General features: G+C 27.6%; 21 protein-coding genes and 1 pseudogene. 15 read left to right on the forward strand and 7 right to left on the reverse strand.

Going from position 1 to position 25,350, the window contains the following annotated elements; translation table 11 throughout:
• Nucleotides 1-154 precede the first annotated feature (154 nt).
• The 3 genes and pseudogenes from ACWPW7_RS05730 to tlp form a co-directional block, all read left to right on the forward strand.
• A pseudogene (locus ACWPW7_RS05730) lies at nt 155-361 on the forward strand (IS1595 family transposase); the annotation flags it as partial.
• 195 nt (nt 362-556) lie between these two features.
• Nucleotides 557-748, forward strand: a complete 192-nt coding sequence (locus ACWPW7_RS05735) for a hypothetical protein (protein WP_454052710.1) — start codon at nt 557-559, stop codon at nt 746-748.
• A 578-nt stretch (nt 749-1,326) separates the two neighbouring features.
• On the forward strand, nt 1,327-1,554 hold the full coding sequence (gene tlp, locus ACWPW7_RS05740; RefSeq protein WP_291561247.1) for a small acid-soluble spore protein Tlp: 228 nt from the start codon (nt 1,327-1,329) through the stop codon (nt 1,552-1,554).
• Nucleotides 1,555-1,972: 418 nt separating this feature from the next.
• Here tlp and ACWPW7_RS05745 read toward each other — a convergent pair whose 3' ends face one another.
• Nucleotides 1,973-2,602 carry a hypothetical protein gene (locus tag ACWPW7_RS05745; RefSeq protein ID WP_454052711.1) on the reverse strand — a complete coding sequence of 210 codons (630 nt, stop codon included), beginning with the start codon at nt 2,600-2,602 and terminating at the stop codon, nt 1,973-1,975.
• Between the two features lie 661 nt (nt 2,603-3,263).
• On the opposite strand from ACWPW7_RS05745, the gene ACWPW7_RS05750 reads away from it, so the two are divergent.
• From ACWPW7_RS05750 to ACWPW7_RS05790, 9 genes are all read left to right on the forward strand, one after another.
• Nucleotides 3,264-3,890, forward strand: coding sequence for a sugar nucleotide-binding protein (locus ACWPW7_RS05750; protein ID WP_454052712.1), 627 nt, complete (start codon nt 3,264-3,266; stop codon nt 3,888-3,890).
• A gap of 200 nt (nt 3,891-4,090) precedes the next feature.
• Complete coding sequence (locus ACWPW7_RS05755; RefSeq protein WP_454052713.1) at nt 4,091-4,840, forward strand: ABC transporter ATP-binding protein; 750 nt, start codon at nt 4,091-4,093, stop codon at nt 4,838-4,840.
• Nucleotides 4,841-4,842: 2 nt separating this feature from the next.
• Nucleotides 4,843-5,667 carry a hypothetical protein gene (locus ACWPW7_RS05760; protein ID WP_454052714.1) on the forward strand — a complete coding sequence of 275 codons (825 nt, stop codon included), beginning with the start codon at nt 4,843-4,845 and terminating at the stop codon, nt 5,665-5,667.
• 15 nt (nt 5,668-5,682) lie between these two features.
• Entirely contained in the window at nt 5,683-6,453 is a 771-nt protein-coding gene (locus ACWPW7_RS05765; protein ID WP_454052715.1) for an ABC transporter permease, read from the forward strand.
• Between the two features lie 503 nt (nt 6,454-6,956).
• Nucleotides 6,957-8,324 (forward strand): hypothetical protein, encoded by a 1,368-nt coding sequence (locus ACWPW7_RS05770; RefSeq protein ID WP_454052716.1) that lies wholly within the window; start codon nt 6,957-6,959, stop codon nt 8,322-8,324.
• A gap of 69 nt (nt 8,325-8,393) precedes the next feature.
• Complete coding sequence (locus tag ACWPW7_RS05775) at nt 8,394-9,260, forward strand: radical SAM protein (RefSeq protein ID WP_454052717.1); 867 nt, start codon at nt 8,394-8,396, stop codon at nt 9,258-9,260.
• A 318-nt stretch (nt 9,261-9,578) separates the two neighbouring features.
• Entirely contained in the window at nt 9,579-10,574 is a 996-nt protein-coding gene (locus tag ACWPW7_RS05780; protein WP_454052718.1) for an ABC transporter ATP-binding protein, read from the forward strand.
• Nucleotides 10,567-11,364, forward strand: coding sequence for an ABC transporter permease (locus ACWPW7_RS05785; protein ID WP_454052719.1), 798 nt, complete (start codon nt 10,567-10,569; stop codon nt 11,362-11,364). Before ACWPW7_RS05780 ends, ACWPW7_RS05785 begins: the two co-directional genes overlap by 8 nt.
• Nucleotides 11,354-12,145: an ABC transporter permease gene (locus ACWPW7_RS05790; RefSeq protein WP_454052720.1), complete on the forward strand. Its 792-nt coding sequence runs from the start codon at nt 11,354-11,356 to the stop codon at nt 12,143-12,145. The genes ACWPW7_RS05785 and ACWPW7_RS05790 overlap by 11 nt, the downstream gene beginning before the upstream one ends.
• A gap of 198 nt (nt 12,146-12,343) precedes the next feature.
• On the opposite strand, the gene ACWPW7_RS05795 is transcribed toward ACWPW7_RS05790, so the two are convergent.
• A complete protein-coding gene (locus ACWPW7_RS05795; RefSeq protein ID WP_039636072.1) occupies nt 12,344-12,556 on the reverse strand; it encodes a hypothetical protein in 213 nt (70 codons plus the stop codon).
• A 558-nt stretch (nt 12,557-13,114) separates the two neighbouring features.
• Between ACWPW7_RS05795 and ACWPW7_RS05800 the strand changes: the two genes are divergently transcribed.
• Nucleotides 13,115-13,597, forward strand: a complete 483-nt coding sequence (locus tag ACWPW7_RS05800; RefSeq protein ID WP_454052721.1) for a hypothetical protein — start codon at nt 13,115-13,117, stop codon at nt 13,595-13,597.
• 65 nt (nt 13,598-13,662) lie between these two features.
• Here ACWPW7_RS05800 and sufU read toward each other — a convergent pair whose 3' ends face one another.
• The 5 genes from sufU to sufC are packed head-to-tail and all read right to left on the reverse strand — an operon-like array spanning nt 13,663 to nt 18,563.
• Nucleotides 13,663-14,085, reverse strand: coding sequence for a Fe-S cluster assembly sulfur transfer protein SufU (gene sufU / locus ACWPW7_RS05805; protein WP_454052722.1), 423 nt, complete (start codon nt 14,083-14,085; stop codon nt 13,663-13,665).
• The gene (locus tag ACWPW7_RS05810) at nt 14,075-15,307 is read right to left on the reverse strand and encodes a cysteine desulfurase (RefSeq protein WP_454052723.1); all 1,233 of its coding nucleotides are present in this window, start codon (nt 15,305-15,307) and stop codon (nt 14,075-14,077) included. The genes sufU and ACWPW7_RS05810 overlap by 11 nt, the downstream gene beginning before the upstream one ends.
• A complete protein-coding gene (gene sufD / locus ACWPW7_RS05815) occupies nt 15,300-16,385 on the reverse strand; it encodes a Fe-S cluster assembly protein SufD (RefSeq protein ID WP_454052724.1) in 1,086 nt (361 codons plus the stop codon). The genes ACWPW7_RS05810 and sufD overlap by 8 nt, the downstream gene beginning before the upstream one ends.
• A 12-nt stretch (nt 16,386-16,397) precedes the next feature.
• Nucleotides 16,398-17,807, reverse strand: a complete 1,410-nt coding sequence (gene sufB / locus ACWPW7_RS05820) for a Fe-S cluster assembly protein SufB (protein ID WP_454052725.1) — start codon at nt 17,805-17,807, stop codon at nt 16,398-16,400.
• An 18-nt stretch (nt 17,808-17,825) separates the two neighbouring features.
• Nucleotides 17,826-18,563 carry a Fe-S cluster assembly ATPase SufC gene (sufC, locus tag ACWPW7_RS05825; protein ID WP_454052726.1) on the reverse strand — a complete coding sequence of 246 codons (738 nt, stop codon included), beginning with the start codon at nt 18,561-18,563 and terminating at the stop codon, nt 17,826-17,828.
• 296 nt (nt 18,564-18,859) lie between these two features.
• Between sufC and ACWPW7_RS05830 the strand changes: the two genes are divergently transcribed.
• A complete protein-coding gene (locus tag ACWPW7_RS05830) occupies nt 18,860-20,089 on the forward strand; it encodes an aminopeptidase (protein WP_454052727.1) in 1,230 nt (409 codons plus the stop codon).
• A gap of 405 nt (nt 20,090-20,494) precedes the next feature.
• The gene (locus ACWPW7_RS05835) at nt 20,495-25,348 is read left to right on the forward strand and encodes a cytidyltransferase (RefSeq protein WP_454052728.1); all 4,854 of its coding nucleotides are present in this window, start codon (nt 20,495-20,497) and stop codon (nt 25,346-25,348) included.
• Nucleotides 25,349-25,350 lie beyond the last annotated feature (2 nt).

Below are 25,350 nucleotides of genomic sequence, written 5' to 3' on the forward strand. Positions count from 1 at the left end.
TAATATATTAGCATAATAATAAAGTTATAAAACTTCTATGGAACAATAAATAAAAGTCCTTAGAGGTTTTTTACTCTATGTTAGGGGACGGTTCATTATATTTGTATTTGTATAAAATAAGTTATCATTGAATTGTAATGAACCGTCCTTTATACACGCCAATTTAAAAAGATGGATGGGTAGGTTTAATTGTGTTGCAACTAAGTATATCAGTAACTATCTTAAATGGTTCAAATGGATAAATACCTCTAGTACAGAAAAAGAAATTGTAAGGACTAAAAACTTGATAGTTCATAGTAAAATACCACATAGTTACACTATAGTAAAGGAATTTAAGACAAGGCAACCTATATTTGTATAAACATCATTTAATTTATATTTTTATTGGAATTATATTCCGATTTTTATGTGTAATAAGAATATAAAGTAAAGAACAATGGTATTATGTGGCGAAAGACTAAATAATATTTTAACGTAAAAATTTATGATATAATTAGGCGAAAATATGATGGTAATCCGAAGCATTAAAACTAAAATTTAGAAAGGCGGAATTAAGATGTCAAATAAAATAAAAGTATATTGTCAACATGAGGAAGAGGAAGATAATGAGCAATTCCTAAGGAACTTTGAATATAAAGGAGAAGAAATATTCGCTTGTGATACTTGCGAAACTGAAATATCAGAAGAGGAATATAAGCGTAATGACGGCATATGTGATGAGTGTAACGCTGATATATATGGGTCTTAGTTACTTTACATTCCAAATAAATTACATATTAAAAACATTTAAAGATAGTCCATTGGACTGCCCTTAGTTTATGCATAACATTAAAATAATGTGCAAGTGGAAGGTTAGGAAGTCCAACTTATCTGCGTAGTGGAGGTATGCAAGTGCTACTGTACCCAAGCACATCTTAGCATTATACCAATTAGTATGTTAGGTGACGGTTCATTATATTTTTATAAAGTAAGTTATCATTAAATTGTAATGAACCGTCCCTTAAGTGTTGAAAGACATTTTATGTTTTTCACATCGTTGATAAATATATTTTGCTAATAAGTTTTTCAAATTTTTATTTCTTCTTAACCGTAAATTAAGGTTAAAGTTTATAATGATATGTTTTAATCACATTAATATTTATATATTAGTAAATTTATACTTGTCCATAAAAAGATGCAAATTCTTATATAATACAAGAAATATATAAGAAGTTAAAAATTATTACTACATAAATAAATATATTTATACACATAATAAAGAAAGAAGAGATTTATATATAAACTATCTTTTAAAGGATAAATTTTAAAAAGAGGAGAGATGAAATTATGAAAAATAAACCAGATGATAGAAGAGATAATGTAGATAGAATTCAATATAATATTAGTAATACTATTGAAAACATTCATCGTGCAGATGAAATGATTGAAAAAACAGATGATGAAAATACGAAGGAAGCATTAAGTGAAAAAAATCAGAGAAGAGAAGCAGCTCTTGATGCTATGAGAGAAGAAATTAAAGATGAGGCAATGGATAAACAAAACGGATATAAATAAAAATATTTTTTGTAGTTTATATTATTTAATATTATACATATAGAACCAGTACAAATTTAATATATCTAAAGTAGTAAATTATAGAAACAAAAGTATCATTTTTTAGTGATACTTTCGCTTTTTTTATTTATCTATGTACAATTTTATTAATTATCTTTATTAGATATTTTAGAAAGCACAGTTGCTGTTTTATAAGAATTTCTAAGATTTGAATTGGAAACTAACCTATCAAGAATCGAACTAGTCAACATATTATCAACGTGAATTATAATAATAAATATTACGAGAGTTATAAAATGATTATATTTCATTTTAGGGGACGGTTCATTATATTTGTATTTATAAATTATAAGGTAATTCAATAATTTTAAATTATAGGGTAAGTTATTATTAAATTATAATGAACCGTCCCTTACATTTAAACTATATCAAAATCTTTTACTAAGCTTGTAATTCGCCACTTCCCATCTTCTTTTGAAACTTCAAGGGTAGCATTCCAGATATAAGTATCTTTAGCAGAGGTTGTAGCCTCAAAAACTATTTTATATTTAAATTTGGAAGGTGAGATTTCCTCTTTTTCTATTGTATATCCTTTAACCCATGGACTTGAAAATCCAGTTACCCATGAACCACGACCTTCTATTAATTTTTTAAATTCATTTTTTAGAACTTTGCTATAAGTAGCATATTGAAATACTCCATTTCTGTCCTTTATACCTTTTGCCCAAAGTTCAGCTATCTCATCTGCAGTTTTAGGATCATATAAATCTGCAAATTCTTCAAACATTTCACATCTAGCTTTTAATTCAATTTTATTTGTATCATATAGTCTTAGCCTATTTTCTTCTTCCTCATAGAAAGTATTAATATTAAAGTCCCTCACCAATGCACTATCCTTAATATAAATTTTATCATCTTTAATTAAATAATCTCCATTATTAGGTACTTCCTTATCATTAACTAATACTGTAAAAGAGGATTTAGCATAAATTATGCTGGTAATAAAGAATGTTAGAAATAATGTAATAAATAATATCTTCTTACTCATTTAACTTCTCCTCAATAAAATAATCTTTAAAGCTATTTTGTGTATTAAGTTAGAAATATATAAATTTATTTTATACTTTTAATAGATCTGCAAATTAAATAAGGAACTTAGATTATTAAGAAATTATTTTATGTAGATATGTTGTGGGTATAAGGTTGAATTAAATATTAGAAAATTATGAAAATAATAATATAATTTGAATGCCATGTAAAACAACTTATTCACGGTTTATTTTGTGAGGAAGAACATAACTATATTAGTTAAAACTATAGTGATTTATAAAAAGGAGTGATAAAAATGAATGTTTTAATTCTTGGGCAAGTGGATTTTTAGGTGGACATATTTATAAAAAAATAAAATCTCAATTAGATTTTAATGTACTGGGAACTTGTTATGGATCAAATAATTGTGGTGATTTAATAAAACTTGATGTAACTAATGAGGAAGAAGTTAAAAGGCATGTGAAAGAAAATAATAGACCAAAGATATTAGGATATTTTTTATCAGACAAGGAGTTAGGTTCTGCTCATAGTAGAACTATGGGCAGGTTCTGACGACGCAGTATGATGGAAAATAAGCTAATATACTGGTTTATTATTTTTTGAAGATGCCTTAATCTATAATATATAAGTTTAAACCAGATATTGTTTTATGGAGCTTAATGAGTAAAGAAAGTGAAAAGTATTTAATAGAAATGGGTCTAAATAATATCTTAAAATACTTATCATATAAACAGAAATTAATCTTCATGTCAACAAATGCTGTTTTTAATGGAAAAGGTAATTACAGTGAAGAAGATAACCCGAAATATAAAAATAGTGACGAGCCATTAGCACTATATTCAAATGCAAAAATAGATGGTGAGAAAATAGTTAAGCATCATGACAATTATATTATCATAAGACCAGGTGCTATTTATGGACAAGATATAAATGGAAAGTGGGATAAACGGATATCTCATTTAATTAATAAATTAGAAGAAAAACAAGAAGTTGTAAGAACAGAAAATTTATACAATACTTTTGTAAAAGTAGATGAACTAGCAGAAGCCATAATAGAGTTAATAAAATGTGATTATAAAGGAATTATCCATTTGGGGCCAGAGAAGAAGGAAAGTTATTATAATTATTATAGAAAAATGGCTGCACATTTAAACTTAGATGTTAATTTAATTAAGAGCGATTTTATTGATGAAGATTATGCTGCTAAAAATAATCGCTCATTAGACTTATCAATAAATACATCTAAGTGCAGAAAACTATTAGGAAATATATTCAGTAATGTATAGGGACGGTTCATTACTTTTTACAAGTTAAGAAATTTAAAAATTTTAATGAACCGTCCCCCTATACCTAGTCCTAGAAAGTATTCATAATTTGAGTATTTTCTAGGACTATTATTTTTTGTTACATAAAATTATATTTCTTTATAAAATCTTTAAACTTTAGCTTTATTATGGGCTTATATGGATTAAGGGAGGAAATATAGATGAAAGAAAAAAAGTTACAAATAATTAATTTAAATAAAAAAATTAAAGGAAGGACTATTATAAGTAATTTGTCTTTTGAAGTTGAAAGTGGGGATATATGTGGATTTCTTGGATCAAATGGTTCGGGAAAAACTACTACAATTAGGATGATTACAGGACTTATTTCTCCTAATAGTGGAGAAATATTAATATCAGGTAAAGATGTAAATAAAAATCGTAAAGAGGCTCTTTTAAAACTTGGTGCTATTGTTGAATCTCCTATATTTTTTCCGTATATGTCAGGAAGAAAAAATCTTCAAAATCTTGCTAGATTAAATCCGAATATGGATCGCAAAAGTCAATTAAATAAAGTGGAAGAAGTTTTAGAAGTTGTAGGACTAAAGGATAGAGCAAATGATAAGGTTAAGACCTATTCTCTTGGAATGAAGCAGAGGCTAGGAATCGCTCAAGCACTTTTAAATAATCCTGAAGTGATAATTTTAGACGAGCCTGCAAATGGATTAGACCCCATAGGAATGAGGGATTTAAGAAATTTGATTATAAGATTGCAAAAAGAAAGAGGAATTACCTTCCTTATTTCTAGTCATCTTTTAGATGAACTTCAACAAATGTGTAATAGATTAGTTATTATAAAGGATGGTAAATTAATATGGCAAGGACTTACAAGTGAGTTATTGGAAAAAGCTAAAGGAAGTAACAGGCTAGAAGATGCATTTATAGAGCTTGTCATAAATAAAGAGGGTAAATAAAAATGAAAGCTTTATTTATAAATGAATTGGAAAGATTATGGTCTAAAAAAAGCACTTGGTTGATTTTTATTGCTATTCCATTAGTACTATATGCTTCCTCAAAATATTATTTAAGTCATAATTTATCTGTGCCAGAAATTAGCCCAGAATTTACTTCCTTTGCAAATTTTCCTTCTGCTGCAATACAAGAACAACTTATAGTATTCTTTAACATTGTAGTTGTTTTACTTTTAGTTTTATCAGTAACAGAAGAGTATAGAAGTGGACAAATTAGAATGGTTATGATTAGAACAAGATCTTTTACACAATTATTTTTTGCTAAGTTTCTTGCAGTTGCTACTACAATATTGTTACTTCTTATAACATATTATCTTTTAAGCATACCAATAGGATATATGTTTATGCCTAAATTAGAAAAGGTTCAAATATTTTATTATAATGGGTTGTCCACTATAAAGGAATCATTCTTATACGGGATAAAATATTATGCTATGTCATATTTAACACTAATTGCAATGACATCAGTGGTAATGTTTATTGCAGTAATAAGTAAAACTGTTACCACTGGGGTAGGAATTAGTGTGGCTTTCCTATTAGCATCAATGATATATCCACAAATTTTACTTATATTTTCCTCTAATATGACTGAGAGGTTGTTTAAGTTTCAACTTTTATCTCTAACTCATATACAACATATGGGAATTGCTATTATGCTGGGGGAACATCCTACTTTTGTATTATACGGATTCATTGTATTAATAGTATATACATTAATTTTTACAATATTATCTTCTGCAATTTTTACTAAATTAGATAGGTATATATAGCTTAGGAGGGGTTTTATGAGACAATTGATTATAAGCGAAATGGAACGAGTTTGGAGTCGTTCAAAAACAAAGACTCTATTAATTACTTTCATATTATTATCTACATTGTGGAGTATAGCAATGGGAAGTTGGAATGTAGGTTTTTATGATAGTAATATAACTATGCCATTAAATTCTTTAAATTTTTCAGTATTTATTTTAAGGGACATTCATCCACTATTAATGTTTGTAATTTTACCAATGCTTTATACTGATTGCTTCAATACTGAATATACTTCAGGTAGTTACCGTAATGTGATGACTAGGCCTTATAAAAAGACAGAATTTATATTAGCTAAATTAATAGCTCAGGCTTTTATAACCTTTGTTTTTTTAATGATACTTTTTATAATATCAAGTCTTTTCGGGAAATTTTTCTTAGACACAGTAGAATCAACTAAGTTTTTTAATATTACAAAGGATTTTAATTCAATTGAAGCTTTTATTTATAGCTTTAAATTTTATGTTATAGAATTCCTTATATTATTTGCTATTTTATCTATTAGCAGTTTAATCTGTGGAATTATCGAAAATTCTGTGTTATCATTTTTAGCAATTATAGCAGTGTTTTTAGGCTCACTATATATATCAGACAGCTTTGTATTCTTTTTAAGTAGTTCAAAAATGATTTTTGATGTATTAGCCAATATTGCACCTATGAGTTTTTTCACTATACTATTTTTTACAACTATAATAGGAATAGGTGGAACAATTGCATTATGGAAGCATAAAGATTGGTTATTTTAAAATTAGAATATAAATTGAATAATATAGTATTATTTTTTCATTAATATAATATATAGTAAATTGATTTACTTTTACTTGTTTGTTATAATATACCATATAAAATATAGGAGGTACTATAAGAATGACAGTCACTAATTGCTAATTAATTTTCACAACTGAAAATTGATTAAAAGAAGTTTTAAAACGCCTAGTCCATTAGGTTTTTTTGTGTACTTCTTTTATAGTTAGCAATTAGAAGACATAAATCTTATAGAACTAAAATTGTAATTTTTAATTTTGCATTGAGTTTGATTTTTATTATTTGCACATAATATTGAAGTGTATAGGCTTATTTTGACATAAAGTAAAAGGCATATAGACATATTAGAATCATGCTATTTATGTTTAAATTAATTTACGGATTTTTTAGGCTACAAGAAAGCTGTGCTTTTTTGTAGCCTTTTTCTATATCTAATAACCCAATGGAATAGGCCTTAAAAATTATTTTTAAGGAGGATTTATCAGTGGAAGAAAAGGGTATTTTTGCAACAATGGAAGATATTATTAGTGTAACAGAATTAATTTATGAAAATGAAAAACCAAACATTTTATCTTATAAGGCATTCAATATATGGAGTATAATATCTTTAATTAATTTTGGATGTATTAAGAATGGAGATAAGGTACTAATTATTTGTTCAGAAGTAGATACAATTATATGGACAATATCATATATTTATAAACCACAAAAGCTGATATCAAATAAGATAAATCTAGCTGAAAAGATTAATAATGTTGAATTACTTTATAATGAAAAATGGGAAAATATTAGTGGACTATTAACAGGATATTTACACACACAACCTATTTTTTTAAATGAAAATATAGATAATATAGAGTATAAAAATGAGAGGTTTAATGTCTTTGTTGCAGGATTTATTAATACAAATGAAAAAATGATAGAAATACCTATAAGTAGATTTGATATTAGAATGGGAATTGAATATGAGATGTTTAAAAAGTTACTAATTAAATCCAAAGATTTATTAGAAAAAGATGGAGTATTATTAATACTTTCTACGCCAGCATGGGTATTAAAGACTTGGACTTTAATACATGAATTTAGATTACAATTAGAATATGATAATTATAGACTATATACTGATAATCATAGAAATGCCAATGTCTTTATATGGCTAAGATTTGTTAAAAAAGAAAAAGACTTTAATGTAAATTTACAGAAAAGAAATGTATTATCCTTAATGAAGGATAATGGGATAGACAGGCTCTCTGCACATAGAAATAATTTAAGATTTCCCTATGTAGAATTGTCATATAGTAACTCTGAATCTTATATTAAATTAAATCAAAACTTAGAATACATGCAGTATTTTTTTTCAAATGAAACTACGATAAATTTAGCAGAATTATGTGAAGGTTATACAGCTTGTTTAGTTACTCCATCAATAGCCCAATATGCATATAAAACCAATAAAAATGTAGTGCTATTTGAACGTGATAATAGATTTAGAGAGAATAAAGGCCTTAAGTTTGTCAAATACGATTTAAACACTGGCTTAAAAAAATTTATACAAAATAAATATAGAAAAAAATTTGATAGAGTTATATGTGACCCTCCATTTAATATTAATTTGAATACCCTAGCAAAGGATATTGCTGAACTATTAAAGGAGAGTAATAATAGTGTTGTATATATTATTTTCCCTGATAGCAGAAAAATTAGCTTGGTTAATGCTATGAAAACTGAAAGTTTATTATTGAGTAAAGAAAATATGAACATAAATATAGAATATGCAAAGCCACCTAAAATAGTTAGAATTTATGGTAAACAAGCAATTCAATTATATAAATTTACTTATAATAAGCAATAAATATATATAATAAAGTAGTAATAGATTTAAATATTAGAAATGTATTATATAAGTATTGGAGTGAAAGTTATGGTAAAGATGATTCAGGCAAAGACTCTCCTTTCAACTATTAAAGAGGATAAGTTATTTGGTCTTAAATATAATATGAATCTTTATAGAGGCTGTCAACATGGATGTATTTATTGTGATTCTAGAAGTAATTGCTATGGTATTGAAAATTTCTCAGAAATACAGGTGAAAGAAAATGCTTTAGAGCTGCTTGAAAGTGAACTGAGAAAGAAGAAGGTTAAAGGTACAATTGGTACAGGAAGTATGAATGATCCTTATATGCCTGTAGAAAAGAAACTTTTGCTTACTAGAAGAGCATTAGAGATTATAAATATTTATGGTTTTCCAGTGCATATTCTAACTAAAAGCAATTTAGTGGAGAGAGATATAGATATTTTAAAGAAAATAAACAAGGTCTATTGTGCAGTTTCAATTACCATAACTACTGCAGAAGATAATCTATCATCATTAATTGAACCAGGTGCACCTAAGTCTTCTGACAGGTTTAAAACTATAAAAAAGCTTTCAGAAGAGGGGATTTATACAGGAATATTAATGATGCCGATACTTCCTTTTATAAATGATACTGAAGAAAATATAAGACAAATAGTTGAAAAGGGAAAAGCAGCAGGTGCTAAATATATTTTACCTTTTATGGGAATGACATTAAGAGAAGGACAAAGAGAATATTATTATAGAGAATTAGATAAACATTTTCCTACTATGAAAGAAAAATATATTAGAAATTATGGATATGAATATAATTGTTCGTCTCCTAATTCAAAAAGATTATATAATATTCTTTATGAATTATGCAAAAAAGAAGGTATAGCTACAAATATGAATTTTTATAAGGCTAATGAATATGAACAATTGCGATTGTGGTAATAAAACTATATTTTTAGAATATATATAGAATAAGCAATAATGCATTTATGAGTAAATGTAAAGTTTTTATATTTATATAAATTTTGAAAAAATGTAATTAACTGTTGAAATGTTAATTTTTATATGATACAATATTCAAAATTGTGAGAGTGTATCTAGGGTTCCGGTGCTGATAGGATACTATTTTGCATGGCTGGACCAAGCGGTACAGGAGTTATTTCTACACTTTTGGGATAAAAGCCCAGAGGATGAGTCTCTATAGGACTTATTCTTTGGGCTTTTTTTTATTAAAATAATTTAAATAAAGGGGGAGGCTTTATGACGGTAATAAGCGTTAATAATTTATGCAAATCATTCAAAATCAAAACAAAAGAACCAGGATTTAAAGGAAGTATTAAGTCTATGATTTCACCTAGGTATAAAGAGATAGAGGCAGTTAAAGATGTATCTTTTAATGTAGAAAAAGGAGAAATCTTAGCTTTTATTGGTCCTAATGGAGCAGGAAAATCTACTACAATAAAAATGCTTACAGGAATACTTTATCCAACTGAAGGAAATATGAAAATATTAGGGCTAGATCCTTCCACTGAGAGGAAGAAGTTATCTTATAAAATAGGTACTGTATTTGGGCAAAAGTCGCAGCTATGGTTTCATCTACCACCTATAGATAGCTTTAATCTCTTAGGAAAAATTTATGATATGGAGGAAGTAAGCCTTAAGAAAAGAATAAACTTTTTAAAAGAAATTTTTGAGATAGGTGAACTTATGGATATACCTGTTAGAAAGTTATCTCTTGGTCAAAGGATACGGTGTGAGATAGCAGCGTCTTTAATTCATAATCCAGAGATAATATTTTTAGACGAACCTACTATAGGATTGGATGTTATAGTTAAACAAAATATTAGAGATCTTATTTTAAGGATAAATAGAGAAGAAAAAAGAACTATATTTTTAACTTCACATGATGCAGGTGACATAGAACAACTCTGCAAAAGAGCTATAGTAATAAATCATGGTCAATTGGTTTTAGATGAATCCATTAAAAATCTTAAATATAACTATCTCAATAAAAAAATTATAGAGGTAAAGTTTAAAGAAGAAGTTCATATAGATAAAAACAAATTTAAGGTTTTAAAAAGTAATGGCTATGGAGTAAAAATAGAGATAGACACTTTGAAAGAAAATATAGAAGAAGTTTTAACGGAAATTATAAAGTATGGAAGTATTTTAGATATAAATATTCTAGAACCACCTATGGAAGAAATTATATCTCATATATATAGTGAAAGTAAGGTAGGTGATTGTAGTGAGTAAACTCAATAAATATATTCATATATTTAAGATAAGTCTTAGTAATAATTTAGTATATTTTTGGAATTTTCTAATTAGAAATTTATTCTTTGTTTTCATAATATATATATTTTTAATGCTTTGGGGAAATATTTATGGACAAAAAGGAGATATAATATCAGGACTAACTTTAAATAAAATTATATGGTATTTAATAGTTACAGAAACTATAACCTTATCTCGATCAAATTTCCATATCCAAATTAGTGATGATGTCAAAAGTGGAGCTATAGCTTATGGGATAAATAAACCTTACAACTATGTATTATATTGTTTTTTTAACTCACTAGGTGAAATAGCAGTAAAGTTAGGTTGTAATATGATTTTAGGAATAATTATTGGTATATGTTTTGTAGGATTTTTAGAAGGCTTCAATATAGTATATCTGCCATTAATACTACTTTCTATTTTAATAGGATCAACCATCAATTTTTTCATATATATTATTTTAGCACTAACTTCCTTTTGGATTGAGGAGAATAAGCCATTTTTTTGGATATATTCAAAGCTTACATTTACCTTAGGAGGAATGTTAGTACCACTTGATTTATTTCCTAACTGGCTTAAAAATATATCAAGTTATTTACCCTTTGCCTATGTCACATATGTACCTGGAAAGCTAGCAGTAGATTTTTCACTTAAAAAATTCTATGAGGGTTTTGGAATACAAGTTTTATATTTAATTATATTTGTAATACTAGCTTTAGTTATATATAGAAAGGGGGCAGAGAAATTAAATGTTAATGGAGGTTAAAAATATCATAAAACTAATAAGAGCATATTTTAAATTTAACCTATCTTCAGCTATGGAGTATAAAGTAAGTTTTATTATACAGGTGTTAGGTATGATAATAAATAATGCTTCGTTTATATTTTTCTGGTGGATATTATTTAATAATGTAGGCACTATAGGAGGATATGGTTTTAGTGATACATTAATGCTTTTTGCCATTATGTCCACATCTTTTGGAATAGCTTTTATTTTATTTGGAAATATTGGAGAACTTACAAAAATGATTGTAAATGGAGAGCTAGATTCATATTTGATCCAACCTAAGGATACTTTAATGAATATACTATGCTCTAAAAGTGTAATATCAGCCTTTGGTGATGTTATTTATGGAATAATTCTATTTATATTTGTAGGTAATTTTAATTTAATTAACATAGCTTTATTCTTATTTTTTTCTTGTATTTCAGCTATTATACTTTCAAGTGTTATAGTTATTGTAAACTCTTTAAGTTTTTATATAGGCAATGCTGAAGGTCTATCAGGACTTATGTTAGAATTTATGGTAAATTTTAGCTCATATCCAAAGGGGATATTTAAAGGTGCTACAAAATATATAATATATACCATAGTACCAGCGGCCTTTACTGCTCACATACCGATAGCTTTAATAAAATCTTTTAATATATTAGATTTTTCTATATTGATTAGTGTTACAGTTATTTGGGTATTGGCTTCATATAAGATATTTTATAAAGGTCTTAAAAAATATGAATCAGGAAACCTAATTATAGCCAAGTTATAATTTATGAAGATTAGAGCAATTGTTTAAATGATTGCATAATAAAATGAGTAAATTATAATCTATTTTGTCAAATTTTATTTAAAATTGTTATATTGATTAAGTATATATGATATAATAAGGGTAGATAAAAGGTATCAGGCCTTTACGGTTATTTAATAGTTGTTAGAAAATAGTGGGAGAATTTTGTGATACGACCCACTATTTTCTTTTGCTTTCAGAATTTCCTTCTATATCAACAGAAAGTTCAGCTTCTATTTTTCCATTTTGCAAATCTGTATTCATTTTAGTTCTAGTACCTGTTTTAAGTGTTTCATACTTATAAACAAAGCAACCAACAATGGATACTACGCTTATAATAACCAAAGCCAAGGTAATGATTCCAATTATTGCCAAGATTGTATAATCGGTCATCATATCGCCTCCTATGCCCTAAAGGCCCAATACCATCTACCCATATTAAAGCAGCACAGGAAGTTTGAATACTGAAACAACTATAAAATAAATCTCTATTAAACAAGAGGGGACTTGCTTAATTGAGTTAAGAACATTATAACATATTTTGGAATTTAAGTGAATGTAATTTTTCTGTGAATTTAAAGCAATTAAAAAAATTTTACAAGAAGATAAAAAATATATAAATTTTCACTTTATTTAAGACAAATATTTTTTATTTTATAATAAATATAATGTAATCTCTAAATAGAATAAGGTGAAACTACACGAAAAATGTAAGTTTTTTATTTTATAAGAAAATATAAAAGCTAGTAATAAATAAGGTTATAAAAATATGTTTAAAATAACTCTAAATTTTTCAATGGTAATTAAAAATAGACATAAATTTTTAAGGTTTATCGTATATAAATGATATCTAGAGTATTAGCTTGAATAGATTATTGTATTATATTACAATTAATACAATATAAAGCAAAGGAAGTTAACTATATTAAAAATATGATTTGGGGGATTGATATGAAAATTTTAAAGAGAATAGGAATAGTAATTCTATGTATAATCCTATTGTCTATAGCCTTTAGAATACCATATCATATAGTTAATACGTCTAAGTACGCTATATATAAGTATTTTCAAAGTTTAACCAATAAAGATTTAGAAACTTATAATAATGTTAAATTTCATAGTAGCAATAATGAAGAAAAAGATGAAATTTTTAAGTATGATACTAAGTATATACTACTTCATGCCAAAAAAATAGATGTGCCTGACCTAGGATTAGAGGATGAATTGCGTATGCTTAAAAGAAGGGGCAAAGTCTTTGAAAGTTATACTAAGGAAGATATTTTAATATATGAAGTGTTTGTATTTACAGATTATCCAATGACGGATCTTCCGTCAGGACTAGTTTTAATACGAAATAAAACTGATAGTAGTAAGCCTAAATGGTTAGTATTTGAAGATACTGTATTCATAAATTACGATAGATTTAAAAAATAATTAAAATAGGGATAGTTTATTAATATTTTTCAAATTGATATATTAATGAACTGTCCCTATTTTAGCTATTTAATTGACTCTTTAAGGGTATGCCATGCAAGTACCGCACATTTTACTCTTGCAGGCATGTTTGAAATATTTTGAAAGGCTATTGCATCTTCTAATATTTCAAGTTCTTCTTCAGATTTTATTTCTCTTTTTATCATTCCTATAAAAGTTTCTACTAAATTTAATGCCTCTTCCTTTGATTTTCCCTTTATAAGATCAATCATTATGGAAGTAGAAGCTTGGGAGATGGCACATCCACTGCCTGTAAAGGCTGCATCTTTTATAATGTCTCCATCAAATTTCAATTCTAGAGAAATCTCATCTCCACAACTTGGATTGTGTCCAAGTTCCTTAGTATCAGGATTTACTAAATTTCTTTTATTATGAGAGCTTTGATTATGCTCCATTATGAGCTCTGTATATATATCATTAAGATGCATAGCCTAACCACCTCCTTACATTTTTTAAAGCTTCAATAAATATATCTACTTCTTCAAAGGTATTATAAAAATAAAAGCTAGCTCTGGAAGTTGAGTTTACTCCTAAATACTTCATTAAAGGTTGAGCGCAATGGTGACCTGCTCTAACTGCAACACCATAACTATCTAAAATTGTAGCTACGTCATGAGGATGAATATCTTTTATTCCAAAGGATATAACTGAACTCCTATCTTTCATAGTTTGGGGACCGTAAATAGTTATGAAAGGTAGTTCTTTCATTTTTTCTAATGCGTAACTAGTTAATTCTTCTTCTATCTTTTTTATATTATCAAAGCCTATATTTTCTAAATAATCAATGGCCGCAGCAAGTCCAACTGCTCCTTCAACATTTTGAGTTCCTGCTTCTAACTTGTATGGAAGTTCTGAAAAGGTAGCCCTATCTTCCCAAACATACTCTATCATGTCTCCGCCAAATAAAAATGGAGGCATTTTATCTAAAATATGCTCTTTTCCATATAATACTCCAATGCCCATTGGAGCCAGCATTTTATGGCCTGAAAATACCATGAAATCTGCATCTATAGCTTTTACATCTACCTTCATATGAGGTACACTTTGAGATCCATCTAAAATAACTAATGCGCCTTTTGAGTGAGCATAACTAATAATTTCATCTACAGGATTTATAGTACCTAGTGCATTTGAAATATGAGTTATACCCACAATTTTAGTTTTTTCAGAAATCTTTGATTTAACCTCTTCCATGGAAAGCTTACCTTCATTGTCAATATACATATATTTGAGTATTGCACCTTTGGCTTTTGCTACTTGTTGCCAAGGGAGTATATTACTATGATGCTCTGCAATGGATAGAACTATTTCATCACCTTCATTTATAAAATTCATACCATAGGAATAGGCTATTAGATTAAGGGCTTCTGTAGCATTTTTAGTAAATATAATTTCACTACTTTTTGAAGCACTAATAAAATTTTTTACCTTTACTCTTGAACTTTCATAGGCGTCTGTAGCAAAAACACTTAGAGCATGAGCACCTCTATGAGGATTTGCATTATATTTTTCATAATATTTATCTATAGCTTCAATGACTTGTTTTGGTTTATGTGTTGTTGCAGCATTATCTAGATACACTAAAGGCTTTCCATTTACACTTTCTAAAAGTATTGGGAAATCTTTTCTTAATTCTTCAAATTTACCCATTTATAAGCCTCCTTTGAATTTCTGTATCAATTTCTTCTTTTATTTCTTCAACTGGAATTAGATCTATAATAGGTCTAAAGTTAGCTTCAATTATAAGCTTTTTAGCCTCTTGTTCACTAAAGCCTCTGCTCATTAAGTAATAAAGTTTATTTTCATCGATTTTTCCTGCGCTAGCAGCATGCATTCCTTCTACATCATCCTCGTCACAAAGTAGTAATGGAATAGCATCTGATTTTACAGTAGAATCTAGAAGGGTTACATATTCTTCTTCAGAACCCTTAGATCGAGCAGAACCTTTTTTAAAGTTTAGAGTTCCTCTAAATATTTTTTTAGAATTATCCATTAATACACCTTTACATATAATGTTGCTATTTGTTCTCATTGCTTTATGTAGAATTTCATAGCTCAAATCAATAACTCTATTTCCATCTCCAAGGTAGATAGAATTTACATTAGTTTCTCCAGAGGTATCTTTTAACTCTGAAATAAAATTAGTAACACTGAATTTGCTGCCTAAGTTAATCTCTATAAAATTAACTTTTGCTCCATATTCACAAATAGCTACGTTTGAATCAAAATTATGACTATCATCATTTAGAGTTTGAATTTTTATTAAGTTAACTTCTGAACCCTTTTTGGCTAAAACTCTTGTAACTCCATTATGAAAAACAGCTTCATTACCTTTATATTGAATAATTATATTTACTTTAGAATCTTCCTCAGCAATAATCAAATTATTATCTATTAAATTATTTTTATCAATTATATGCTCAACTCTAATTGGTTCTTTTTCTTGCCCATTAGCTTTAATAACCATAGAAGAATTATAATTGTTTAAAGCATAATCCTTAACTTCTTTAGATACTCCATAATTTATGGCCTCAAATCCAAAGTCTTCTAAAAGCTCTTTAGCATTAGGGGTAGTGTCTATGAAAATAGCTTTCGGCGATATTATATTTACCTTATTGTATTCTCCAACTGTAGGTAGGGAATAAGTATCAAGTGAGATATCATTAACTTTAAGCCATCTCCAAGTAATGACTGGAAGTGTATTTAAGTTTTTAAATTTAAGTTTCATTTAATTTCCCTCCTAACCTATTGTTCCTTCAAGCTCAAGCTTGATTAAATTATTCATTTCCACAGCATATTCAAGAGGAAGCTCTTTAGATATTGGTTCAACAAATCCACGAACTATCATTGCTTTAGCTTCCGCTTCACTTATACCTCTGCTCATTAGATAGAATATAGCTTCATCACTAATCCTTCCAATTTTAGCTTCATGTCCTAAATCTACTTCATCATTCATAATATCCATAACTGGAACAGTGTCTGATTTAGATATATTGTCAAGCATTAAAGATTCACAAGAAACTGTTGATTTAGAGTGGTGTGCATTAGGTGATATTTTTACAGCACCTCTATATACAGCTATTCCTCCATCCTTTGAAATGGATTTTGTATTTATATTAGAAGATGTATATGGAGCTGCATGAATTACCTTAGCACCTGTATCTAGTTCTTGACCTTTACCTGCAAAAGTAATACCTGTAAATTCGCATTTTGCTCTTTCGCCTTTTAATACACTCATAGGGTAAAGCATAGAAATCCTTGAACCAAAGGAACCTGATACCCATTCAATAGTTCCATCTTTTTCTACTATTGCTCTTTTAGTATTTAAGTTATACATATTTCTTGACCAGTTTTCAATAGTGCTATATCTAAGTTTTGCACCTTCTTTTACAAATAGCTCAACACAACCAGCATGAAGATTATTTACTGAATATTTAGGAGCGGAACAACCTTCTATAAAGTGAAGATTAGCGTCTTTTTCAACAATTATTAGAGTATGTTCAAATTGTTCTGCACCTGGTGCATTTAATCTAAAATAAGATTGAAGTGGAATGTCTACATTAACACCTTCTGGAACGTAAACAAATGAACCGCCAGACCATACAGCACCATGTAGGGCAGCAAATTTATGATCTGATGGGGGAACACATTTCATAAAATATTCTTTAACAATATCTTCATACTCTTTAATAGCTGATTCCATATCAGTGTAAACAACACCTTGTTTTACTAAATCTTCCTTTATACTATGGTAAACTACTTCAGAGTCATATTGTGCTCCAACACCTGCTAGAGAAGCCTTTTCAGCTTCTGGTATTCCTAGAAGATCAAAGGTCATTTTAATATCCTTTGGTACTTCATCCCAGCTTGCCTTCATATCTGTATCTGGTTTTACATATGTTACAATATTCTCAATATCTAGACCAGAAATATCTGGTCCCCATGTAGGAACATCTAATTGATTATAAATTTCTAAAGATTTTAATCTAAATTCAGTCATCCATTCTGGTTCATTTTTTTCTGATGAAATAGAACGAATAATATCTTCAGTTAGTCCACTATCTACTTTATAGCTATATCTAACTTCATTTTTTATATCATATATACCTCTGTCTACATCTTCAACATAGGTTTTATTTCTTTTTTCCAAGCCATCTCACCACCTATTCTATTTATAAGCCTCATAACCATTTGATTGAATTTCATCTATAAGCTCTATTCCACCGGTTTTAACAATTTTACCATCAACTAATATGTGAACAAAATCTGGTTTTAGATGCTCTAAAATATTATTGTGGTGAGTTATTATTAGAATAGATCTATCACCATTTACAAGCATTTTAACACCCTCAGATACAACCTTAACAGCATCCACATCTAATCCTGAGTCAGTTTCATCAAGAATTGCTAGTTTAGGCTCAAGGATTGCCATTTGCAGAATTTCATTTTTTTTCTTTTCACCGCCAGAAAATCCAACATTTAAATATCTACTTGCATAAGATTCATCCATTTTTAACATTGCCATTTTTTCTCTTAGGTCTTTTCTAAAACTCATCATTTTAAGAACTGTACCTGAAACAGCGGCCCTTGAAGTTCTTAAAAAATTTTCAACGGTAATTCCAGGAATCTCTTCTGGATATTGAAAGGATAAGAATATTCCTTTTTTAGCTTTCTCATCTGGGCCAAGTTCATTTATAATTTCCCCTTCAAATTCTATTATTCCTTCAGAAATTTTATATTTTGGATGGCTCATCAATGTGTTAGCAAGGGTAGATTTACCAGCACCATTAGGTCCCATAATTACATGAATCTCACCCTTATTTATTTCTAAGTCTAAGCCTTTTAAAATTTCTTTATCTTCAACTTTGCTGTGTAAATTATTTATTTTAAGTAATTTCTCTGACATTTTTATATCTCCTTTAAATTATATCAGAGTTAAATACTCTGAATTAATATATATTTATATCATACTACTTTGCTCGGAATTAGTCAAAAGCTTTTTAACATATTTTATTACATAAAAATATTAATAAAAATTAGGCTTATAAAGCTATATAAAAGGATAAATTAATAGTAAGCTTTTCGAACTATAGCGGCTTTTATAATGAAATTAAATACATATTTAAATGAAGTTTTACAAAAGTTACTAATTTAATGTTAAAATAGGTCTATATAAAAATGATTTTTCGGAGGTGTTTAATTATGAAAGAAGAAATGTTAAAAAAATATGCGAGATTGGCAGTTAAAACAGGAGTTAACATACAAGAAAATCAAACACTTGTAATAATGTCACCAATAGAGTGTGCTCCTTTTACTAGAATGATTTCTGAAGTTGCTTATAAAGAAGGGGCAAGAGAAGTTATAATTCATTGGTCTGATGAAATATCAGCAAAAATTAGGTACATGAATGCCAGCACTGAGGTTTTAAGTGAAGTAGCGCCTTGGCAGGTGGATTCTTTAATTCATTATGCAAAGGATGGTGCTGCATTTTTAAGCATATCTGCATCAGATCCAGAGCTTATGAAAGAAGTGCCAACTGAAAAAATTTCTACTTCAATGAAAGCAAGACAAATAGCATTAAAAGAATTTAATAAGAGATTGATGACTAATGAAAACCCATGGTCAATCGTTTCAATTCCTACAAGGGCATGGGCTAAAAAGGTATTTCCAAACCTTTCAGAGGAAGAGGCTGTGGAAAAGCTTTGGGAGGCAATATTTAAAATAGTTAGAGTGGATAAGGAAGATCCAGTGGAAGCTTGGAATGAACATAAAAATAATCTTAAAGTAAAAATGGATTTTTTAAACTCAAAGAACTTTAAATCTATTTATTTTAAGAACTCATTAGGAACAGATTTAAAAATGGAGCTTCTAGAAAATCATATTTGGGTTGGAGGAGCAGAGAAAAGTTCTGAGGGAATTGAATTCATAGCTAATATGCCAACAGAAGAAATATTTTCAATACCAAAAAGAGATGGAGTAAATGGTGTTGTATATAGCTCAAAACCATTAAATTATGCTGGCAATCTTATAGAAAATTTCTCTTTAACTTTTAAAGATGGAAAAATAGTAGATTTTACAGCTGAAAAAGGATATGAGTCGTTAAAAAGTTTAATTGAAACTGATGAAGGTTCTCATTATTTAGGTGAGGTTGCACTTGTACCTTTTGATTCTCCTATTTCAAACTCAGGAATAATTTTCTTTAACACATTATATGATGAAAATGCTTCTTGCCACTTTGCTATAGGAAGAGCTTATAGTCTATGTGTTAAAGATGGAGATAAAATGACTGAAGAAGAGTTATTAAAGGCTGGAGCAAATAATTCTTTAACTCACGTAGACTTTATGTTAGGTACAGAGGATTTAGATATAGTGGGAACTAGTTATGATGGAGAGTCAGTTCAAATCTTTAAAGATGGAAACTGGGCATTTTAAAGAGGAATTTATCATCTAGGTAAATAGATAACAAAATAAATATATATACCAGTAAAATATCTTAACCTCTTAAAAATTAAGAATTAATAGTTAAGAATACGAATCCAGGAAAAAATTCACTAAAGGTGAATTTCTTAAAATAAAATTTATTAAAAAAACTACAAAGATTTTGGTGGTGGAATTTTAACCATAATTCTTAATTCATAGAAAAGGATTTTTGTTATGAAAATTAAAATTATGTATAAGTTGAATTTCGACTAAGAAGCCCTATATAAAGTATTTATATAATAGAAATGGTCAAGATAAAAATAGGTTAAAGTCTATTTTTATCTTGACTTTTTTAAAAAATTAAACAATTTAAAATATGATATAATTTATTTACGGTGGAATAAAGGAGTGAGATTAGTGGAAGTAAATTTTGAGAATATTTACGCTCGTATTCAGAGAAAAGTTTTAAGTGTTAAATGGATTAATAAAGTAAATTTAGATAAGATTATTATAGATTCTCATATAAAATCCGATTATTTTGTGGCAAAGCTAAGAGAAATGATTTTAAAAAATGATTATACAGCAAAGTCTACATTGATATTATTAAAACCATTAATCTTAGAATTATCCTATAAAAATATATTAGAAAATTCAGATAATGAGCTACTTTTATACCTATATGAATACTCACTATCAAAAGTTTTTCCTGAAGCAGTAAGTATTGAATTAAATGCTAATTTAGACCCTATTTGTAATCTTTATTTTAGAGTTCTTAGAATAATTTCAGCCTTTGAAAAACACTGTAATGGAGAAAGTTTTATTTCTAAATATCCTATGGAATTTTTAAAAGGCCAAGAAGTAGAATTTCTTGAATATAGTGACGAGTACTTAAAATTTGTTAAAGCCTTTGACGATTCTTATATCTATGAAATGATGAAGGTAAATGGAGAGATAACAGGATTTAATACTTTAGAACATATTTCTGGAGTTCATTATTTAGCTATGCACATTGCAAGACAAGTTAAACATCAAGGACTTAAGGTGGATTTAGGAAGAGTTTCTGGAAGTGCTGCTGGTCATGATATAGGAAAGTATGGTTGCAAGAAAAATGAAATGAAAAGAGTACCTTATTTACATTATTATTATTCTGATATTTGGTTTAAAAAGCATGGTATAAACTATATAAGAAATATTGCTATCAATCATTCAACTTGGGATCTTGAGTTTGAAAATCTTTCTCTTGAAAGTCTTATTTTAATATATTCAGACTTTAGAGTTAAAAATAGACAAATAAATAATAAAAATGAAATGCACATATTCTTCCTTAAAGAATCTTTTGATGTAATTTTAAGTAAGCTTGATAATGTAGATCAAATCAAGGAAAAACGTTATAGAAGAGTTTATTCAAAGCTTAGAGATTTTGAAAAATTTTTGCAATCAATTAATGTTGAAACTGAGGTTAAGGATATAGATTTAAAGGGTATGAAGAAGATAAAAGAACCTTTATATTCTCTTAATCAGGGTGAGAAAATCGTTGATAATTTAAAATATATGGCCATAAATCACAATATAAATCTAATGTATATTTTAAGGGATGAACATTCATTAAATACTATTATTGAAGAAGCTAGAAGCGAAAAAAATTGGAAAAGTTTAAGAGAATACATAAGAATATTTGAGGAGTATTCCACCTATTTAACTCAAAATCAAAAAATCCAGACTATAAACTTCTTATATGAAAATCTTGTTCATCCTGAAGATGATATAAGGCGTCACTCTGCTGAAATTATTGGTAAGCTTATTGCTATATTAGATGAAGAATATAGAAAAGAATTACCAGAAGGTGCGGTAGATGATTTTTTTAATATTAATAGTAAAGATGTATTAAGGAAGTATATAGATAAAATGTTATTTCCAAGTCATAAAATTATATCAAGCCACAGATATTGGATTGGGTATAGCTTAAGTACATTAATAAAATCTCTATTTGAAAATTGTGGAGAAAATAAAAAAGAAGAATATAAAGAAGTAGTTCTAAGTTATTATGAGAGTTTTAAATATAAAAATTCAGATAATTTATTATTTCTAATTGAAAGTGCTAATTATATTCCAATAGATAAAGATGATAAGCTTTTAGATAAATTATATATTTTTATATTTACTATGTTAAAAAAGAGAAATATAACATTAAGACTTTCCACTTTAGGTTTATGTATTAATTTAATGGAAAAATTAAATGATGAATCAGTATTTGTAATTCACTTAAAAGACTATTTATATTCTGTTAGTGCTAAAAGCAGCTATGGAGCTGAAATCTTATTAAGATATCGGCTTTCACAAAAATTAAGTTTAAAAGATTTAGAATATAACTTAAAAGAAAATTTACAAGTTCAAAAGAAAAATATACAAGAAATTTATTTGAGTAATTTAAAATCTGCTACTGAATGGAGTGTAAAAAGGTATCAGATAGAATTAATTCTGGAATTTGTAAAAAATCATAAAGAAATCAATGCATTGCAGGCATCAATACATTTTTGTAATTTGCTTAAGGTGAGTGCTGTAGAAGAAGTTAGAGTTAGTGCAGGAAAAGCAATTGTTGAAATAATGGATTTTTTATCTTTTTCTGAAAGAAATGAAGTTGCTATAGAACTTTTAAGATCACTAGAAATAGAAGGCCATAAGATAACTGAATATATATCAAGATATTTAGGGCAAGTCCTTCTTTATATACCACCAAAAGAATTTGATGAGATAATTGATGATTTAGCCTTTAAGGTTAAAATAGCAAAGCCTTCAGTAAAGACATTAATGTTAAAAACTATAGGAGTAGTTTTAGAGTATTATAAATGTTATGCTAAAAGATTTAATGAACCAGAAAAAATATTAAATAAGAGGAAAAATACACTTCTTAGCATTCTTTTAAATGGGCTTGGTGACTATACAAATGAGGTTAAAAGAAGTGCCTTTACCACTATTGGAAAAGTTATTTTTGGCTCTAAGATTTTATCCTTAAAAGAAAAGAAGAATTATTTTGATCTTTTAGCTAAAAAGATATTGACTCTTGTTATAAATGATGAGAAGGAAGATTTATTTTTTCTTTCAAATGCAGCAGGATTAGCTCATATATATAGATTTATTGCTGATTATAATTTTTTTATTGGAAAGTTTAATATGGAGATACCACAGAAAATTGCATTTTTTCCAGGAACATTTGATCCATTTTCCCTCAGTCATAAAGAAATTGCAAAGACAATTAGGAATTTAGGATATGAAGTTTATCTTTCAGTAGATGAATTTTCTTGGTCTAAAAAAACTTTACCCCATTTATTAAGAAGAAATATTCTTAATATGTCCATTGCTAGTGAGTTTGGAATATTTGTATATCCAGAAAGTGAACCTATAAACCTATCTAATAAAGAAGATCTTCAAAGTCTTAAAGATAATTTTAAAGAGCAAGAAGTTTTTATAGTAGTTGGAGCAGATGTAATTACTAATGCTTCTAGTTATAAATTGCCTTACAATAAAGGATCCATTCATGATTTTTCTCACATAGTTATTGAGAGAAATAAAAACAATACTTTGTCAGAGCATTTAATGGAGATAAAGGGAAATGTCCATATTATTAATTTACCAAGTAAATATACAGATATAAGTTCAACACAAATTAGGAATTATATTGACAGTAATAGAGATATATCAAGTCTTGTAGATCCGCTAGCAGAGCAATATATTTATGATAATGGATTTTATCAAAGAGAACCATTAGAGAAAGCCACTTTAAACTTATTATATCTTGAAACAGAAATAGTAGAACATAAGAATGAAGAGATTATAAATGCCTTATGTAATATAGCTAATAATGGGCTAAGGAAAAAAATTGAAGAACTTTTCTCAAAACCTTCTGGTAGAATAGTAATTTTAAAAGATTGTAATAAAAATGAAATACATGGTTTTTCATTAATACACTGGGCTCGCTCAGGTATGCTCTATAGTGATATAAAGGATATGGAGATAGCTCAGTATATGAGAGAAGAAAGTCAAGGAAGAGTAATTTTATTAGATGGATTTTACATTAAAAATTATGAAAAAAATAAAAATTTACTTTCAATATTGATAACTGAAACTTTAGCTTTTGCTTGCAGTCGTGATTATGAATATGCTCTTTATAGGCAGTGTGAAAAAGATAATCTATCCACTACAATTAAGGATACTTTAGCTCTATATGGATTCAAAGAAATTTTTGATTCTGTTCATCTTGTAAATATGAGTTCACCTTGTATTTTAAATTTTGATATAGAAAATCTAATAAAAGAGCCTTTTAGAAGCAATAATAAAATAAAAGCTGCAATTAATGAAAGTAGAATTAAACTTCAGCAGGTAATATGTAGTCTTTTTCCAGGAAACTTAGTGCTTTCTTTTGATTCCAATATGGTTCATCAAGGACTTATAAAAAAGATTTGCAAAGAAAATAAAGTATCAGAATATGAAACAAATCCAAGATCATTAGGAAGTGCAATGTGCGTACCTTATGGAGATATATTAGATAGATATATAATTCCTAATACAGTGACTAAGTCACTTCACACGGAAAAATACTTTAATCCTGATATGAAATCATTTAAGATTGGAGAATTTCCACATTATCTTAGCTTAGAAAATCAGATTAAAATGCTAAAGTCTTTTAATAGACCAATTATATTAGTAGATAACCTCCTTCATAAAGGATATAGAATGAAAGCTATTGAGCCTATATTTAAAAAAGAAAAAATAAATATACAAAAAATTATAGTTGCTATATTATCTGGTCGTGGTAAAGATCTTTTAGATTATCAAGGAGGAGAGGTTGATTGTTTATACTTCATCCCTAGATTAAAAATTTGGTTCAATGAAAATGCATTATATCCATTTATAGGTGGCGATGCAGTTTGGAGAGGGGAATTTCCAGGCAGAAATCTTCTTCCATCAATCAATTTAATTATGCCATATACTTCGCCTAAATTTATAAGAGGTGCTAATAATAAAGACCGTTATAAATTATCTAAGGTATGTATAGAAAACTCTATAAGTATACTTAAAGCTTTAGAAGATGAATATCATTATATAAATGAAAGAAATTTAACACTTTTATCTTTAGGGCAAGTATTTACTATACCAAGATCTGTAGATAGAGGACTTGATATAAATTATGACTTAAATCACAAACCTTCACATTATTTAGAAAATGACCTTGAGAGTTTAAAGAGATTTGAAGATATGTATATAGGGAGATGATA

This window comes from Clostridium sp. Marseille-Q7071 (genome assembly GCF_965112025.1).